General features: G+C 50.3%; 17 protein-coding genes. 1 reads left to right on the top strand and 16 read right to left on the bottom strand.

Annotation, left to right across the window (positions count from 1 at the left end):
- Positions 1–682: 682 nt before the first annotated feature.
- Both DW817_RS04140 and DW817_RS04135 read right to left on the bottom strand, forming a co-directional pair.
- Complete coding sequence (locus tag DW817_RS04140) at positions 683–1,390, bottom strand: RraA family protein (protein WP_009015987.1); 708 nt, start codon at positions 1,388–1,390, stop codon at positions 683–685.
- A gap of 69 nt (positions 1,391–1,459) precedes the next feature.
- Complete coding sequence (locus tag DW817_RS04135; RefSeq protein WP_009015988.1) at positions 1,460–1,966, bottom strand: transcription repressor NadR; 507 nt, start codon at positions 1,964–1,966, stop codon at positions 1,460–1,462.
- Positions 1,967–2,171: 205 nt separating this feature from the next.
- On the opposite strand from DW817_RS04135, the gene DW817_RS04130 reads away from it, so the two are divergent.
- Complete coding sequence (locus DW817_RS04130; protein WP_243634066.1) at positions 2,172–3,242, top strand: DUF2939 domain-containing protein; 1,071 nt, start codon at positions 2,172–2,174, stop codon at positions 3,240–3,242.
- Between the two features lie 1,518 nt (positions 3,243–4,760).
- Here the strand turns inward: DW817_RS04130 and DW817_RS04120 are convergent.
- The 14 genes from DW817_RS04120 to DW817_RS04055 form a co-directional block, all read right to left on the bottom strand.
- Positions 4,761–4,961, bottom strand: coding sequence for a hypothetical protein (locus DW817_RS04120; RefSeq protein WP_021736587.1), 201 nt, complete (start codon positions 4,959–4,961; stop codon positions 4,761–4,763).
- 243 nt (positions 4,962–5,204) lie between these two features.
- Positions 5,205–6,542 (bottom strand): MATE family efflux transporter, encoded by a 1,338-nt coding sequence (locus DW817_RS04115; protein WP_243634065.1) that lies wholly within the window; start codon positions 6,540–6,542, stop codon positions 5,205–5,207.
- Between the two features lie 322 nt (positions 6,543–6,864).
- Positions 6,865–7,704 (bottom strand): transporter substrate-binding domain-containing protein, encoded by an 840-nt coding sequence (locus DW817_RS04110; protein WP_021736584.1) that lies wholly within the window; start codon positions 7,702–7,704, stop codon positions 6,865–6,867.
- Positions 7,705–8,072: 368 nt separating this feature from the next.
- A complete protein-coding gene (locus DW817_RS04105) occupies positions 8,073–8,903 on the bottom strand; it encodes an LpxI family protein (protein WP_009016379.1) in 831 nt (276 codons plus the stop codon).
- A 4-nt stretch (positions 8,904–8,907) separates the two neighbouring features.
- Positions 8,908–9,717 carry an acyl-ACP--UDP-N-acetylglucosamine O-acyltransferase gene (gene lpxA / locus DW817_RS04100; protein ID WP_009016380.1) on the bottom strand — a complete coding sequence of 270 codons (810 nt, stop codon included), beginning with the start codon at positions 9,715–9,717 and terminating at the stop codon, positions 8,908–8,910.
- A 17-nt stretch (positions 9,718–9,734) separates the two neighbouring features.
- Positions 9,735–10,175, bottom strand: a complete 441-nt coding sequence (gene fabZ / locus DW817_RS04095; RefSeq protein ID WP_014128804.1) for a 3-hydroxyacyl-ACP dehydratase FabZ — start codon at positions 10,173–10,175, stop codon at positions 9,735–9,737.
- Positions 10,176–10,217: 42 nt separating this feature from the next.
- Positions 10,218–11,066, bottom strand: a complete 849-nt coding sequence (lpxC, locus tag DW817_RS04090) for a UDP-3-O-acyl-N-acetylglucosamine deacetylase (RefSeq protein ID WP_009016381.1) — start codon at positions 11,064–11,066, stop codon at positions 10,218–10,220.
- 20 nt (positions 11,067–11,086) lie between these two features.
- Positions 11,087–12,004, bottom strand: a complete 918-nt coding sequence (locus DW817_RS04085) for a lysophospholipid acyltransferase family protein (RefSeq protein ID WP_009016382.1) — start codon at positions 12,002–12,004, stop codon at positions 11,087–11,089.
- A 143-nt stretch (positions 12,005–12,147) separates the two neighbouring features.
- On the bottom strand, positions 12,148–12,756 hold the full coding sequence (locus tag DW817_RS04080; protein WP_009016383.1) for a YjbH domain-containing protein: 609 nt from the start codon (positions 12,754–12,756) through the stop codon (positions 12,148–12,150).
- A 15-nt stretch (positions 12,757–12,771) separates the two neighbouring features.
- Positions 12,772–13,806, bottom strand: coding sequence for a UDP-3-O-(3-hydroxymyristoyl)glucosamine N-acyltransferase (gene lpxD, locus DW817_RS04075; protein ID WP_021736593.1), 1,035 nt, complete (start codon positions 13,804–13,806; stop codon positions 12,772–12,774).
- A 134-nt stretch (positions 13,807–13,940) separates the two neighbouring features.
- Entirely contained in the window at positions 13,941–14,345 is a 405-nt protein-coding gene (locus tag DW817_RS04070; RefSeq protein WP_009016385.1) for an OmpH family outer membrane protein, read from the bottom strand.
- Positions 14,346–14,359: 14 nt separating this feature from the next.
- On the bottom strand, positions 14,360–15,283 hold the full coding sequence (locus DW817_RS04065) for an OmpH family outer membrane protein (RefSeq protein WP_021736547.1): 924 nt from the start codon (positions 15,281–15,283) through the stop codon (positions 14,360–14,362).
- Positions 15,284–15,307: 24 nt separating this feature from the next.
- Positions 15,308–15,796, bottom strand: a complete 489-nt coding sequence (locus DW817_RS04060) for an OmpH family outer membrane protein (RefSeq protein WP_014128806.1) — start codon at positions 15,794–15,796, stop codon at positions 15,308–15,310.
- A 27-nt stretch (positions 15,797–15,823) separates the two neighbouring features.
- Positions 15,824–18,022 (bottom strand): outer membrane protein assembly factor, encoded by a 2,199-nt coding sequence (locus DW817_RS04055; RefSeq protein WP_016459429.1) that lies wholly within the window; start codon positions 18,020–18,022, stop codon positions 15,824–15,826.
- Positions 18,023–18,215: the final 193 nt, after the last annotated feature.

Genomic DNA, 18,215 nt, shown 5'->3' with positions numbered 1-18,215 from the left:
TCAATTTACGAGCTTCCATGTGCCTTAGAAAAAGCGATGCAAGAGATTCCGCAGGGTGGTTAAGTGAGTCGCCGAATTTTTCGTTTTCTCTTATGCTGAAAAATTCGTGCAGAAAGCTTACTCATAGGGCAACGACGATAGGAGCAGTCGGAGTTTCCTCTGCCGGAAAGGCCGTTCTTCTGATGTGAAACAGCAGAGAGCGCCCCCTTTTATCCCTTACAGCCGCACCCGTATAAATCCCTTGCGGCTGCGGAGGTAAAAGAATCGTCTTCGTGTACGACGGACCCGCTAAAAAATATATTGCCACTCATATTGTGCGGAAATTTCCATAAACATTTATCAACATAGTTTCCCGGTTGTGGTGGTAGATGAGGAATGCCGTTGACGTTTCCTTGCGAGCGATTAGCGAGGCAGATTCGACCAAGTTCTGAGGCTGCTTTGGAGCGATGGCGAAAAGCCGAAGAACATGTTTGAAAGCGAATCATTTCGGATCCGTTTCCCCGTCAGGGGACGGTTTGGGTCCGGCGTAACATGTGCCAACGAGTGCCTTAAAAGACCGTAGTGTATGGCGCCAAACCGCCCTACGGGAGGGCGTCGAATTGATCTTTCGATCATACGGTCCTACTGCCTTTTCGCTCGGCAGCCTTGGCATCAAATCAGTTTGCTCTTTAGGCTGACGCCTTTACTTTTCCGAATGATCGGCCATATCTACAAACTCACAATTCAAGGCCTTTAATTTTTCATAGACCCAATCCTGGTTGCAGGATCCCGTTTCTTCGAGTTGGCGTAGGTTGGCCTGGTCCCGGGCCGTAATCTTCTTTGACTGTTCCAGGACCTGTTCGGCCTGGTCCGGACGAATAAAGACAATCCCGTCCGAATCGGCAACAACGATATCACCAGGATACACAATCTGTCCCCCGACAACAATCGGCACGTTGACTTCCCCCGGTCCGTTAAAGAATGGTCCGTTAGGGCTGACGCCTTTGGTAAAGACGAGAAAATCGTCCATTTCAGCAAGGGCCGCCGAGTCACGGGTTGCCCCATCGATGATAAGGCCCTTGACGCCGCGAGCTTTGCAGTATTTGGCCGTCACTTCGCCTGCCACGGCGCGGTCTGCGAACCCACCAGCATCGATGACAACAACATCGCCCCGTTTCGTATACTGGATTGCGGCGCGAAAAAGCAGGTTGTCCCCATGGGGCAGACGGATGGTAAAGGCCGTTCCCACGACAGAACGGGTATATTTCTTAAGAGGCGTAATGCTGTGATCAACAGCCCCAAAACGGCTCATCGTATCGTCCAGATCGGACGTAGCAAGATCATAGAATTGGCGGACAAGTTCCTTTGGCGGACGCGTAAAGTCCTTGATGATGCGGCAACCAATATTCATATAATTATCTCCTTTTTTCTTTAAGTACCAAAATGCCATTATAGACGTTTTACAAAATTTTGCAAGCCTTTACTTAACCAAAAAGCCCGCCGCCTCTAGGGCCTCTTTAATCTCATTGAGGGCCTCCCTACTGGGAGCTTCCACGGTATGGTAATGGACGCCGCCAGCGATATTGGACAAGGGGGCTTCCGGATGGGCCCGGATGGCTTTCATGAAACGCTGCACATCCCGCCGGCTCGATAGATTGAGTTTTCCTTCCAGCGTCCCATAGACAGGATGATCGATGGTCACGTTGCGGACCGTAGCTCCTGCATCAACGAAGATATTGAGTTCCTCTTCCATCCGTGACAGGTCGTGACGGACCTTGAAGCGATGCACGCGGCACGCCTCTCCCAAGATGAGATACCCCCGGTTTGTCGAAATGACCGGCACGTCCTGGGCGCGCAGAAGCGCGATATCTTGCACAATGACCTGACGGCTCACTTGAAAGGCAGCGGCAAGGACCGCCCCTGAAATCGGCGTTTTGGCTCCCTGCAGCCGCTGCCTGAGATTTTCGCGTCGTGTATGTCCATCCATCTAAATTGCCACCCTTCCTCTGATTGGTATTTAACCGACCTTATTAGGGCCATTTTTTCACAAATCACCTGTCCTGTCAATTTTCCCACTCGCCTTAAAAAAGAGAGATAAGATTTTACAAAAAAAATGGATTTTTACGGTTTCTTTGGCAGAAACCTGCTATAATGAGGAACGTGATTTTAATGTAGGAAAGTGAGTGAACACGATGGCAAATATGAATGACCGCTATATGGAAGAATACGAAGCGGCCCGCAGCGGCAGACCCAGCATCCAGGAAACGCTGACGAAGGCGCAGGAACAGGAACGAAAGAAAAAACGGCACCGCTATGAAAAAATAGGGGCCGCCCTCCTCGTCCTGATTGGTGCCTTGAGTTGGTACTTCTTCTACTACACCCAGACGCCGCAGTATACGGTCAAACAGATTCAAAAAGCGGTCCAGCAGCATGACGCCGTAACGGTCCACCAAAAAGTTGATATGGACGGCCTGCTTTCAAAGAGCACCGACGCCATCCGCGATGCCGAGTGGGAGCTCAATCCAGACAGCGAATTCACGGAAGAAGACAAGCCCGAATTCATCAAGCACATGAAAGAAGTCATCGATAACGGCATCCTGACCGGTGACTGGACTGACTCCTACCAAAAGACCCATCCCGAGCGGGCCCTCAAGGTCAACCTGGGAGACCTTACCCTGACCGAGATCAAGGACGTGAAGACGCAAAAAGACGAAGCCCTGGTCAATGTCAAGATGAAAAATGATGCCAGTAAGAGCGATGACATCCTCGTCCTGCGCCTGCGCAAAGACAAAAAAGGCTGGAAGCTCGAGGAAATCATGAACCTCAAATGGTACTACACCAAGATCCTCAAAGGGGAAGGTATGACGAAAAAAGAAAACACCCCCACCCCAGGAACGGACGCCGCCCTCTATGAAGCCGTCAAAAACAAGATTGCCGAAGAAGTCCCAGAAGCCAAAGTCATCTTGAACCAACTGCCGCAGGCATCGGGGACGAAGGGGACCAAGGAAATTACGCCGGAAGACGCCAAAAAAGTCGAGGACGCCGCCCAAAAAATGCAGACAATCTTGGAAAAACCGGTTGCCGGCAAAGTCCTCCGCTCCCTATTGGAACATCAGGATGAACTGCAGGCAAAGACCCAGCAGCTCCTTGAAAAAGTCCAGAACGGAAACAACACCAAGGAAATCGTGGACCAGCTGAAACAAAACGAGACCCTCCTGGAATGGGGGAACAAAATCCTGACCTGGGTCATCAATAACCTCTAACCCTAAGGACGTAAGCGTTTGTCGCTTGCGTCCTTTTTTGCTGCCTCCTCAAGAGGGCGTGCGGCCCAAAAAATCTTCTGTCCTTTCCCTTTTTTCACCGGAACGGGGCGCGCCTTTCAACGTTAGAGGCCAGTACTGTCGTATCATGATCTTTGGATGATAGGAAAAACGATTTTCCTACGATAAACCGCATAATACTGCTCATCTTTTTTTCCACTCTGATTCCATCATCCATGCCCCGTTCACGTTATTTATTTTATTGCAGCACTGGGGAAAGGTGATGCGGGGGCAGTCAATTGGACTGGATTTGTTCAGATCAAAGATCGCTCTGATTCACTACAATGACGTGCCTCCATTACACTATGAAAAATCTATGGAAGTAATGGAGGCATGACGATTCGTACCATGTTTCGTTCCTGATTGGGGATACCTTACGCCTGGGCGCTCCCCCTCCTAACCACGTGTCGTCACTCCCGCGCCCAGCTCATCAAAGCGGGAGCTTTTTACAAATTCGTCCCATAGGCCCATCTACTTTGTCGCCCGCGACCTCAATCTCCTCGACGTACACAAACCGTATGCCTCGTCGCTGAGGCCGAGAGCGCTTCGTATCTGAACCCATCGGAACCGAATTTGTAAAAAGCAAATGGAATAAAAGAATAAAAAAGCAGCACTATTTTTCGTATCAACCCAGATACGTAATACCGGGAAATCTTTGTACGGCGTCGCCCTTCCGCTCTCGCGTTTTTCCTAGCATCTGGACCAATCTGGGCCATATTCGAAAAAGGTAAATGAAAAAAAGACCGTGAGGGAAAAAAATTGAAAGTGCATCCCCATACAAAAAACCTCCCACCCCTACCAACTAGTAGGAACAGGAGGGCTTTTTCTCCTTATAAACTCTCAAACTTAAAAGAAGTCATAGAAATGCAGGAGGCAAAGGATCTTCACTTTACTGAAAATTACCTGCCGCAGATCAGCAAAAAGTCAGGAATGGATTCGCTGCTACATTTATCCTCCAGGGACAAATGAAGAAACACAAATGCTTTCAAGCTATGGGATGAAGCAAAATGCAATGTCCACGACAGGCATTTACATTTTTGACAACCAGTTCCGCGAAGCACAGAAACTCGAGAGGTTTGAGCCATGCCGTCAAGAGGGGGAAACTCTTTTCTATGCTGTAACATATGGAAAAATGAACCCCAACCATTTCTTAAATGGGTAAAAAGGCATTACCTTGGTAAAGGTTCCCCGAAAGGCAATTTTGCAAAAGTTATCAGTCTGGCATCCGAGCAGGAAACCTTCCCGGAAGATGCCAATCTTGATATCACAATCAGCTCTCTCCAGACACGTTACGCCTGCAGCGAAGCCATTCAAACAGCCACGAACCGGTGGAAGGAATACGTAAAAACGCATAATAAAAATTCTTTCTTTTTTCTTACATGCACCCTTCTTACATAGTACAAAGGGGATTCCTTATATCAAGCAACATAGGTGCCTTGGTCTTACAGCCAGTCCTTCAACTTATGACTCATACAGCCTATGGGCGCTTTCCATAAAGGCTTCCAATTCGTCTGCCATCAGACGGTTCGGGTTGTTGTAGTCCATATAAACACAGCAAAGCGTGCCGTTTTGCACCATCTCCACAGGGCAGGCAACAATCTTAGCAAGGTGCTGGTTTTTGAGGAGCCAAAATTCTCCAGTTTGCGGAATGGGTCGATCCATTGTCAGTTCCTTTCTTGAAAGAGGGTAGGTATCATCTTGTCATTTTTTCGTAAGTCTCCCCTAGTATAAGGCACTATCCGGATTCCTTGCAATATCTGGATTCCATTTACCATTTTAGGATACAAGAAGTACAAAAAGCAGGACTCACTTTACGTCTTGCCTATCTTTTCGCATGTTTATGCTTTCATTATTCCGCTCCACTTGCCAGAACTTTACGGGCGTTATGGTACAGGAAAGGGTGCATTACGTTTTCCCCTTTTCCTTTCCGCGAAGAAAAGATATCATCTTAGGCAGCTCATAACAAGTCATGGCAATCCAGCCAATCAGCATGGCATAGGCAACGGAAAGAAAGCCCACAGAAAAATAAAATGCAAGAATGGCGCAGCTTGCGACGCGGACACTAATATTAACAACACTGCTGTAAAGGGTTGTGGATAGCTCACCCATTCCCCTGAAAAATCCCTGCATCACATTCGTCAGGGCGCACAGCAAATAGATCCAGCTCATGGTAAGGAGATAAGCCTCTCCCAATCGGATAATGGCCAGCTCTTGTGTAAAAAGGCCCAAGATCCGTCCACTTGCGCCATACATCACCCCAGCAAAGGCCAACACATAGATAAGGGAAAAGGAAAGACTTGCAAAAATACTCCTGCGCACCCGTGCGGACGTACCCGCTCCGATATTCTGGGCAATGAAGGTGGTCATGGCATAGGCTATCGTCGATAAAGGCACCATGGCATAATCTTCAAACCGGCTGCTGACGCTGTAGGCGGCAATGACGGTCGTACCAAGCGTGTTCACAATCGCTTGGGTGCCCAGTTTGCCAATCTGCAGGGAAGACTGCTGCAGGGCGCTCACCATACTGAAAGAAAAGATTTTTTTTACTATGGTCCACTCAACGGCAAGATGCTGCTTGATCGCAAGTTTACCCATAAAACTTGCAAGAAAAGGCAAACAGAACAAGGATGAGAGCAATTCGCAAAGGACCGTGCTTGCGGCAGCACCTACGATGCCCCAGCCAAAAACAACAACAAAAAGATAATCACCAAGAACATTGAGCCCCGCACTTACAGCGAGAATGAAGAGCGTCGTTTGACTGTCCCCCATGGCCCTTAGGACCGTTGAAAAATAGCCATAGCAAAAATGGAAAAAGAGCCCCACCATGATGATCCTCACGTAGAGCGCTGCTTCCGTTAAGATAGCCACTGGGACTTGAAGAAGAAGCAGGATGGGCCGCGCAAACATAATCAGCACGGCTGAAAGAGCAAGGGACACCAGGGCTCCTGCGGCAAGGCCGCTCACTATCTGGCGGCGCAGGGCTTCCTTGTCTTTTGCCCCATAGGCCTTACCAATAAGGATGCTTGCACCAAGGCAGATGCCATTGATAAAAAGAAGTGAAAACGTCATGAGCGGATTGCTCGTTCCCACCGCTGCAAGAGCCAAATCCCCAATATAGCGGCCGACAATGGCACTATCGACAGCATTGTAGGTCAGGGTGAGATAATTGGACAAAATAAGCGGCAGTAAATAAGAAAGAAGCTGGAGGGAAATATTTCCTTTTGTCAAGTCATGGGTTTTCACGGAAATCACCAACCTTATTATCTTTTCCACCGCAGGATGAGACGATAAAAAGCTTGCGCTGTCTTGATTATACCATTTACTAGGGGCTAACGGCATCTTTAAATGAAGGCTAGGAAACTGAAACTGCAGTCTGGAAGATCCAGCTCGACCACTAAAGCAAATCATAGCTTACCCTTCCCTTTCTGTAGCTTAACAGTCCTTATCCAAGAAACACACCCTCTTCCCGTTGACCCATCCGTTAGTTTCATCGCCTCCCTTCGCATAAAAAACGACCGAATACAGTTTTCTGCATTCGGTCAGGGGAATACATGATGATAATCTTTTACAGTCCCAGTGCTTTTTCTGCACTTTCCGGCAGGTTCGGGGCTTTCTGGTTGAACCATTTCTTATAGAGTTTTGCATACGTGCCATCTTTTTTCATATCCGCAATGGCTTTATTGATGGCATCCTTGAGTTCTTTATCGTCTTGATTTAGGACAAAACCCAAGAGTTCCGATTTAGAATCAGGGATAGGAATGACGCGGACTTTTCCCTTGCCTTTACCTTCAAGGGTGGAAAAATATTCACCCACCGGTTTGTCGACGATGGCAGCTGGCGCATTCCCAACCTGGACTTCAAGAAGGGCGTTAGCGCTGGAATCAAACTGTTTAGCCACCATACCGTGGCTTTCGGCGTATTTGGCGCCTGTTGTGCCAACCATAACGGCGACGTTCTTGCCCTTAAGATCAGCAGCCGACTGGACAGGACTATCCGTGGGAACAACAATGGCCAGTTTCGATTCGTAGAAAGGCGCCGCAAAGGCAACTTTCTTAGCCCGCTCTTTTGTCATGGTCATACCTGTAGCGGCAACGTCGACTTGTTTTGATTGGATGGCTGGAATGATACCGTTAAAAGGAATATTTTCCATCTGCGGCTCGCGGCCAAGGCGCTTTGCCACTTCCCGGATCATATCGATTTCCATGCCTTTATAATCGCTTTCGTCGCCACTCGCGCCTTTATCTTTAAATTCAAAAGGCACATAGGTTGCATTTGTCGCAATCTTGAGAACTTTTTTAGCGTCCGCGTTTTTTGCCGTCTCTTTATTGGTACCGCAGGCCGCGACTGATAGGGCAAGTGCGGCACCCAGTCCGGCGGCAAGAAGTTTTTTATAAAATTTTTTCATGATAGGACCTCCCTGTAAGCATGGGATTATTATACAGCTAAGCGAATTTTTATGCAACAAGAATCAATCCTTCATAATAGGCCAAATGTCCCTATACGCCTTGAGGAATACAGGAGCTTTTTTAGTGCAATCTCAATCGGTCTCTCGAGGATCTCTTTTCCATGGAATCAGTGCAGTCAGCGCCCTTTGTGGATTCTTCCTAAAAAGACGCATGGCGGCATATTTTAGTTCCTTTCGGATGAACCTGCAACGCATGCCTTCTCGTCATGAAACAACATACCCCCATAGCTCTCAAATCGTTTATCTGAGGCTATGGGGGTACGCATCACCCTTTACGATATACGGCGCAATCACAGGCCAAGTGTCTTTTATCTTCCAGCGGTTTCCTCACTCATGGAAACGACAACGAGGTTATGCTCATTGGCAAGGGCAAGGGCCTGTTCTCTTTCTACAAAAAGAGTACGGCCGGTTTCCATGACGATGCCGGCACAGCCCGATTCAATCATGGATTCCATGGTTTTTACACCGACACCGGGCACGTCAAAGCGATGGTCCTGGGCCGGTTTGGCCGTCTTTGCGACAATGGCCCCCCTGCCTAGGCTGCCGCCGCGCTTGATGCAGGCATCGGTACCTTCGATGGCTTCCACGGCCATAATGGCCATGTCCTTGACGACGACCGTTTGACCAATATCAAGACCGCCAATCTTTTTAGCCATCCTGAAACCATATTTCATGTCTTCCCATTCCTTATCCGTCGGTTTACGGCGGCTAAGAACACCTTCTTCCGGCATGATGTGCTTGAGGAAGAGGGTCTGGTCCATGACGTGGATTCCCATCTCTTCAAGTTTTGCCACAAGGGCATTCATGATGGTGTCGTCATGACGATCCGGCAGGGACATAAGGAGCTTTACAGCCTGCCAGTCCGGAATGAGGATGCCTCCTTTGTAGAGGATTTCTTTTGTCACCTTGCCAATCATGGTGACTTCGCTGACCCCTTCATTTTTGAGGGTGCTGAAGATTTTCCCAACTTTGCCGATATTGATTGCATAAAAGACGTCGGCTTCCTTTGGGAGGTCTTCATGGGTTTCGGGCACAAGGGCGATAGCGACGGTGCGGTAGCCTGCCTGTTTGGCGCCGCGTACGACGTCAACGGGCAAGTGTCCTACGCCAGCAAGGACGCCTAAGGTCTTTTCCATCATGGAATCACTCCCTCCCGTGGGAGACGGATGAACGGCAAATACCCCGTTCTACGCTGCGTAAAAAGCGCATAAAATGCTCAACTTCTTCGTAGCTGTCAAGTTCCTGTTCCATAGTGGCAATAGCATCTGGCAGGGAAAGGCCACGTTTATAAAGAATCTTATAAGCCTTTTTCAGCTCCCGGCGAACAGGCATGGCAATTCCTGCACGGGAAATGCCCACGCTGTTAAGGCCTGCCACGACGGGCGGGTTGCCAGCAACGATGACAAAAGGCGGTACATCCTGGTTGATTCGGCTCATGCCGCCGCACATGCAGTTGCGGCCAATCTTGGTGAACTGGTGCACAGCCGTGAGACCGCCGATGACGGCGCGGTCTTCGACAATAACGTGACCGGCCAGAGTCGCCACGTTGCTCATGATGACGTTGTTGCCGACAATACAGTTATGGGCAACATGGGTATAGGCCATCATCAGGACATTGTTGCCGATGCGCGTTTCATTGCCTTCCCCGACAGCGCGATGAACAGAAGCACATTCGCGGATGGTCACATGGTCACCAATGATGGTCGCCGTATCTTCCCCTTTATATTTAAGGTCCTGGGGCACTTCCCCAATGCTGGCCCCCTGGAAGAATTCACAGCCTTTCCCGATGGTCGTACGCCCCGTAATGACGACATGCGGATGAATGATGGTCCCTTCCCCAATCTTGACATCCGGTCCAATGACTGAATAAGGACCAATCTTTACGTTTGGGCCAATCTGTGCATGCGGATCGATGATTGCTGTTTCATGAATTAAACTGGAATCTGCACTCATACTGATTCACCCCTTGTTTATTGCTTGTTCTCGGCCAGAGCAAAGAAGAAGTCCCCTTCGCAGGCTGGTTCCCCATCGACGGTGCCTTCGCAGTGGGCAACGCCCATGTTGCCTTTGATTTTCGTAATGACGGCCGTCGTAACGAGCTGATCACCCGGTTTGATTGGACGGCGGAAACGCACCTTGTCGATCTTGCCAAAGACAGCAATCTTACCGCGGTTTTCTTCCGGATAAAGCAGCGTCACGCCCCCAACCTGTGCCATGGCTTCAATGAGCAGGACACCCGGCATGATGGGATTACCCGGGAAGTGGCCCATGAACTGCGGTTCGTTGAAGGTGATATTCTTGATACCCACAGCCCGTTTCATCGGTTCCAGTTCGACCACACGGTCAACGAGGAGCATGGGATACCGATGGGGAAGGATTTTTTGGATTTCCTGAATGTCTAACGTAATCATTTTCTTGACTCCTTACTTTCAAAATCTAAGGCGCTGCGGCGATTACTGGGCCGGATTCGCCTTGCGGTAGGCATCGATTTGGCGGGAAACGCTGTCGTTGAAGGCGTGCCCCGATTTCATACAGATAACATGGGCCGATATGGGTCCCAACAGATACAAGTCACCAATGACATCAAGGATCTTATGACGGATAAGCTCGTCAGGGAAGCGGACCTTGGACAGGGTTCCCCCGTCCTTAGTAAAGACAACGACATTTTCGACGGTGCCGCCAAGGCCAAGGCCCATCTTGCGCAGTTGGGCAATTTCCTCTTCAAAGGCTACGGTTCTTGCCGGAGCAATTTCCTGGGAAAGCGTATCCCCCGCATCCGTCACATCAAGGACCTGGGTCCCAAGCAGCGGATGGGGATTGATGGAGGTAAAGGTCACGCGAAAGCCGTCATAAGGCAGGACCACAAGATAGCGGTCGCCGTCATAACAGCTGAAGGCGTGATCAATGGCGTAGACGTGACGCGGTGCGTCCTGTTCAAGAAGGCCCATCCTTAAGATAGGATCCATGAAGCCTTTGGCTGAGCCATCACCAACGGGCGGTTCGGCGCTGTTCATTTCGATGTAGCAGTTATCAATGGCAAGGATGGCAAGGGCGGCCATGACGTGTTCGATGGTCGTGACGCTGGCTCCGTTTTCAGTCAGCGTCGTGGCTCGTGTCGTTGCCGAAATATTTGAAGCAATGGCTCGCACACTGGGCCGACCCTCAAGATCCGTACGGATAAAGACAATGCCTGTGTCCGCAGGAGCCGGCTTCAGCGTCATTGCAACTGGGTTGCCGGAGTGGAGCCCAATCCCGTCACAGCAGACATCTGCTTTGAGGGTGTGCTGTTTATTGTTGTCCATATTGAATCACCTTTCTATGTTCAATTGCCCGTCATGGGCGTGCTGAAATGCTTGCGGTCACGGTAACGTCTCTTTCCATCCTTCCAGCGGTCATGGACCCAGAACCACATAGCCGGGTCGCGGCGGATTTCCTCTTCGGCAATCCGGATGAGCTTTTCCATGATAACGTGGCTGTTTTCTTCTCGGCTCAGTTGGGGATCTGCGTGGAAACAGGGATGAATAACGGCCGTAAGCGTCCCATCAGGCTGATTATGCATGAAAAGCGGGACAATGGGAGCTTTGAAGACCCGTGCCAGCTGGGCTGCCCCATCAGGGACGCGGGCCGGTTTCCCAAACAGTTCAAGGTGCTCCCCCGTATGGGCAGAATCTTGATCGTAGAGAATTCCTACAAGATGTTTATCTTTTAGATAACGTCCGATGGAAAGCATGCTGCTCTTTCCATGGTTGTAGGTGACATGCTGGCCGACCATCTGCCGGTATTCGTTGATGAAGCGGTCCGCGTCACCATCGTTTTGTTTGCGGGTGATGGAAAGGATGGGATAGCCCAGAAGGGCCATACTGGCCCCCAGCATTTCCCAATTTCCGTAATGGGCCGTACACATGATGACGCCGCGGCCTTCGGCATAAGCCTCTTCGAGGTGTTCCAGGCCTTCGAAGTGGACAAGGTTCCTAAAATTGGCTTGATTGATGAGGGGATAGCGCAGGACTTCGATGAGCATGCGCCCGAAACGGGTAACGCTCTCCTTGGCGATGCGTTCTGCTTCAGTCTCAGACACGCCAAGACATTCCTTGACGTTTTCCTTGGCCATATAGCGCCGCCATTTGGGTGTAGCCAACCAGCCAATTTGGCCCAAGGCATAGGCCAGGGCATCATTGAAGCAGGTTGGCTGCACGCAGGCAATCCGGCTCATCAGTTTCATGAGGGAATACGCAAGCATTGCAGCAGTGCCTCCTTAAGGCAGGGTCTCCTTCTTTGGCACCCCTTCCCGCGGGAATGAGCTGCCCAAAGGGCCCTTGAAAGGATGCGGCGCTGCCTTGGGACAAATCAGCCCGAAAGGCGGCCGCGGACCTTTCTCATGAGTTAGAAAGTAAAGTTGACGCTCCCATAAAGATGATGGGTCCGATAGCCAACTTCAGCCGTCGTAAATTTAGCAAGGGGAATGGATGCGCCATAGTTGAAATGGCTGCCGTCATATTCCCCCATAAGGGTAAGGGACTGGCTTCCGAGTTTGATGTCCTTTTCAATGGCACCAAATCCCTTTTTGTATTGGTCCGTACCAATCCCGCCATGAATCTTAAACCCAAACGGCAGGGCCTTACTGACGACAACATAACCGCGACGGTCCTTTTCATCCCCCAGGTCGTCGCCGCCAATGGCAATGGCCGGAGTTACAGGGGTTTCGCGCAGAAGCTCCCATTTCGCACTTACTGTGCTGTAGATATCGCTGTCTTTCGGATCAAAGCGGGCGCCTGCCACTTCAAGGCCCAGGGGCAAGGCCACATTGCCATGAAGGATCTGTCCATCCTTTGTCATGTCGTAACCAACGGAAACATGGCCTGGCAAACGGACAAAGGCGCTCGGGGTATTAATAATGCCGCTCGTTCCGTTTGGCGTAATCTTGGCTTCTGCCGCCAGCGGCATGGCAGAAGCAAGCGTCAGAATGGCAAGGGTCGCAACAGTCTTTTTCATGAAACCAAAACTCCTTTATTTATCGTCTTTTTTCTCGAGGGTTTCCACGAGTTTTTCCAGTTTGCGGACTTTTTTCACAAGATCACCGAGCTTACGCTGACTGGCCATCATGCGCAGCCAGTCTACATGGCTCTGCGCCGGGAAGCCAGCCCAGACAACATTGTCCGGGACGTCACTGATGATGCCGGTTCGCCCGGCAAAGGTGCAGTTGCTGCCAATCTTGAGGTGGCCTGCGGTCGCGGCCTGACCGCCAAAAGTCGTATTGTGGCCTACCGTGACAGATCCTGAAATACCGACGTGGGCCACAAGGATGCAGTTTTCTCCGATAACATCATTATGCCCGACATGGACAAGGTTATCGATCTTGGTGCCCTTGCCGATGACCGTACTGTCAACGGTTGCTCGGTCAATACAGGTGTTGCAGCCGATTTCGACATCATCGCCAACAACGACGTTTCCCGTCTGAAGGACCTTGGTATGCTTTCCTTCGCTCGTGATATAGCCAAAGCCATCACCGCCGATGACACAGCCAGACTGGAGGATGACCCGGTCACCGATGATACAGTTTTCACGGACTGTGACATTCGAATAAAAAGTGCAGTCGCTGCCCACTTTTGCATGGCGGCCGATATAAACATGCGGGTAGATGATGGCATTATCCCCAATTTCAGCATCTTCTGCAATATAGGCAAAAGGCAGGATGGCGGCATTTTTTCCAATACGAGCCGTCGGATGGACAAATGCGTACTGACTGATACCTGATTCGACACTTTCAGGCGGACGGAAGAGCATCAGCAGTTTGGCAAAAGCCGCCCGTGGGTTCTTTACACGGATCAGGGCCTGGGGGCCTTTGAGTTCTCCTTCTTCAGGAATCATGATGGCGCCGGCCCGGCTCTTACCGGCCAGTTCCAAATAGGGCGGTACGGCAAAGGAAATTTCCGTAGGGCCTGCTTCCTCAAGGCCGTTCACGCCTGTAAGCTTCAGGGAAGGATCTCCTTGGATAATACTACCCTGTAAGAGATCTGCCAGTTCCTGCAGCGTTTTTTCCATAGCTAACATCCTTTCTTGTGATTTGTTCAGCCTGGGCAGTGCGCTCCCCTGCGTACCTGTCTATCCCAGAGTGACAAAAATGGAGCGTTGGAATACGGGAAAAAGGCGAACACACGGTTCGCCCTTTATGTCCATTATTTCATGGCTTTGATGATGTCTTCCGTGACGTCGACGCCGCCTTGCGGAACAGCTTCCTTCACGAGAATGGCACCGAGGTTCTTTTCCTTGGCAACCTGAGCCGCGGCAGCTTCAAAACTGCTCTTTACTTTATTTTGCTGCTCAGCCTGGAAGGTACGGATTTTGGCACTTTTTTCCGTATAGATTTTTTTTGCTTCTTCATCGCTCTTACCCTCTGTTTCCTTGGTAAGTTCGTCTTCCATAGCCTTGCCTTTTTCCTGCAGTTCCTTTGTGGCATTCTTGAAGACTTCACTGTCCGTCTGGACCTTCTGCATATCTACAACGCCAAACTGCTGATTGCGGCCACAGCCAAAAGCAAAGATGGCCATAACGATCATACCGATTGCCAAAATTTTTTTCATGTTTCTGATCCCTCTTACTCAACTATATTTTGTACTTCTTTTTCCACGTCGTCCGTGATGTCATCGGCCGATATGTTGGCCCGCGGATTCCGAAAAACCAGGGTGTACTTCCTGGTAAGATTGATTTTCTTGATGGCGCTGAGGATATCACTGTCGATTTCCTCACGCAGTTTCTGCGTCTCCGCGTCCTGACGCTGAATCTGAGTATCCATGGAAGCAATGAGCGTATCAAGCTCTTTTTGTCCAGGTTGCTGTTCTTTTTTCGTCAGGTCAAGACCCGTTTCTTCCTTTACAAGATCCACCGTAAGGGATTGTTGGAAGGCATCCATGCGGGCACGGCTTTCGCTGATGTCAGAAGCCATCTGCTCCTTGATCCACGCCGCTTTCTTTTCCTCGATGGCCTCAATGGCCTCACGGCGCTTATCCAAAAGCTCCTGTTCTTCTTGGAGCAAGGCATTTTGGGAGGCTTCACTCATCTTGATACTGCCAAGCTTTAAGCGCACATTAAAGAGCGGGATACGGAAGCGGGTTTCCACATCTTCCCGGTCCTTTTGGACATAGGATTCAGCCGCTGCATCAAGGCTTTCCGCCTTTTTCTGGAGAAGATCCTGTTCCTGGGCTTCTTTTTCCGCAATCTTTGCCGCCAGCTGGGCGGAACGGAAGCGGTCTCGGCCCTTTCCTGCAAGGGAGCGCATCTTACCCAAAATGGCAAGCTGCTGATGACCGTCCTTGAGCTGCCGTTCCCGGAGGGCCTTTGCTGTTTCAAGGTCCGTTTTTTGTTTTTGCCACACCTTGTACTTGGGATGCTGTTTGACGAGCCGGTCCCAATCCACGACGGCAAACCGTGGTACTTCCCTCGAAAGGAGGCCGTTTTTCAGGGACGCACAGCCCGCTGTCACCATAAGGCACGCCACTAGGAGGCAGATAAGCTTCCTCATAGGTCCCTCCTCCTTCATGAGCCCTTAGTTTTTCTTGGCTTGTTTCTGGAGTTCTGCCTGGACATCAGCCGTCACATCAACACCGCCATAAACGACAGCGCCTTCATTGACGATGACCGTAAGCCCCTTGGTCTTGCCGACAGCGACAATGGCGTCATCAACTTTTTTCTTCAAGGGGTCGACAAGTTCTTTCTGCTTATCCTCAAGGCCTTTTTGCAGCTCTTCGTGGAGCTTTTGCTTATCGGCGTCACTCATGTCCTTACTTTTTTCGTTGTACTGGCTTTCAGCATCCTGGGCAGCTTTCTGCATTTCCACCTGAGCATCCTGGATGCCTGGGACGGCCTGGACCAGTTGGTTGTAGTTTACTTTGCCAATGGCAGAATCAGTTGTTCCGCCGGAACCACCCGTGAGACCGGCACCCCGCACAGCAATGGCGAAAGCACCGATGACGAAGATGGCGGCAATCGCAAGGGACACCACTTTCACGTTTTTCTTATTGGCAAATTCAATCATTTCTATCCCTCGTTCCTCGTTTTTCTTTTAGAATTGTCCACCGAAGCTGAAGTGGAAGCGGCCGCCCCGATCAGAACTGTCAAGGCGATAGCCATAGTCCAGACGGATTGGGCCAAGCGGAGAGTTGATGCGCAGTCCCAAGCCCACCGTGTACTTCAGGTCGGACAGGTCAAAATCCGTTTCATCATAATCCTTGCTCCAAGCATAGCCAGCATCCGTAAAGGTGACACCCTGAACCTGCTTGATGATTGGATAACGGAATTCCAGGGAGCCCTTCAGCATGCTGTTGCCCTTGAACTGGTCATCGCGGTAGCCACGCAGGAATTCACTGCCGCCGACGGTAAAGCGCTGGCTGAGCGGCATATCCCCGTTGGCATAGCCGGCACCGAGATTAAGTGCCCAGACATTGTCCTTACCCATGCGATAGTAGTAACGATAATCGGCTTGATATTTTTCAAAGCGGAAGTCACCGCCGAAGTTTGCCCATTCAAAGGAATACATGGTACGCTTGCCTTCGCGGGGATCATAAATGTTATCACGCGTATCAAGGATACGGGCAAAGGTGATACTGCGGGTCGTACCGAAGTTCTTCTTACGGCGTTCCGCAGCAACGTCTTCACCAAGATACCTGCCTTCATCAACGCCTTCAAAGTACTGGTTCGAATCGTAGCCATCGACCTTGCCCTTGTACTTGTCGTCGCGGTTTTTCAAGGTAATCTGGTTAGTGATGAATTCGTTGTCAGTGACGCGGCTGAAGAAAATTTCTTCGCCGATGCGCTTTTTGTAGTAACGGGCAATTTCATCGCCGTCACGATCGTAATCGGCATATTCGTTCGTCATATTATAGAACGTAAAGCCCGCCGTAGTTTCCTTGTCATCAATCCACGGTTTGATGTAGGAGACTTCAAAGTTGGTATTGGTTTCATCATCGCCGCCAAATTCCCAACGGACATTGACACTGTCACCCGTCCCGCGGAAGTTCTTATCGCCGACGCTGACCATGCCTAAGAAACCATCTGCATCGGAGTACCCGGCCCCAATGCCGAAAGTTCCCGTGCTCTGCTCAACGACCGTGATTTCAACGGATACGGTATTGGGCATCTGACCTGGATTCAGTCGGATATTGACATCCTCGAAGAAGCCGAGGTTGTAGATTTTCTGCATGGAACGGCGCGCCAGCTTGGCGTTGAAGGGATCGCCCTTTTTCATGCGCATTTCACGGATGATGACATAATCCTTCGTCTTTGTGTTGCCCTTGACGCGATAATCTTCAATGACGCCTTCAGCAACCTGAAGGATCAGATGACCATCAGGGAGCATGCGGATATCGCTGACTTTGGCCAAAATATAGCCTTGTTCCGCATAGAGGCTTTCCACCTTGCGGGCCCCGACATTGACGTCGCGGGAATTCACCACTTCGCCTTCCTTAAGTCCCATGGCACGGATGATGTCATGGCTCGAGATCTTCGTGTTGCCTTCAACTTCAAGTTCCGTGAGGATGGGGTTTTCAGCGACATGATAGACAATCTGGACGCCTTCGGGAACGCGGGTAAAGGTCGGAACGATATCATAGAACCAGCCAGTTTCATAAAGGGAACGGATGTCGTCCTGCATTTGAACCGCGGTAAACTTCGTACCCGCGCTCATCTTGAGGCTGTCTTGAAGGACTTCCGCCTTTTCATGCTGATTGCCCTCAAAGGTTACTTTCGTCACCGTCAGATTCTCATATCCCTTAACTGAATTGGCAAGCTTATCGTATTCGTCAACAATGCCTGCTCCATCATCAGGCGTAAGGAAACTGCGGCCAGGTGCCTTGCGGTTTTGGGCTTCGGCGATTTCCTTCTGCTGCTGCATACGGGCTGCCAGCTGCTCATCCTGGGCTTCTTGCTCCTTGCTTTCTTTTTGGAGGGTTTCCTTCCCCACCTTTTCGATATAGGTAATGCCATTGCGGCGCACCTCACGATAGATGGGCTTATCAGGCAGGGTTTCTTCTGTCTTGGCACTCTCTTTTTGAGAGTCATCCGTGATTCCGGTTCCGGTGCCAATTCCTTCTTTTGCTTCTTCCGTTACCTCAATGGTTCCGACTTCTCCCGATTGGGTCTGGACCCCATTTTTGGTCAGCGTCACTTCCTGGCTGTGGGAAACCTCTGCATAGGCAGGCGAACTCAGCAGTAAAGATGCAAAAATGGCTGCCGACAGCTGTTGCCAATGTAATTTGCTATTCATACATAACCCCCTACAAGTTTCGGTTAGAATCCTTCTAGCTGGTTGGATTCAGTAAATACACGCTACAATTATACCCTTTAGAAAGAAAAATTACTAGTCAAAGGCAGGATTCGAGAAAAAAGTTCACAAAAAAGAATTCCCCTTTCCGGCCTTTTTCTAGGCGGCTCCTAGCCCAGAAAAAGGCAGAAGGGGA

The organism is Acidaminococcus sp. AM33-14BH, assembly GCF_003603525.1.
In the GTDB taxonomy this organism is placed as follows: domain Bacteria; phylum Bacillota; class Negativicutes; order Acidaminococcales; family Acidaminococcaceae; genus Acidaminococcus; species Acidaminococcus intestini.
Note: the sequence above shows the minus strand (reverse complement) of the source record. Positions and strands in the feature narration are given on the sequence as shown.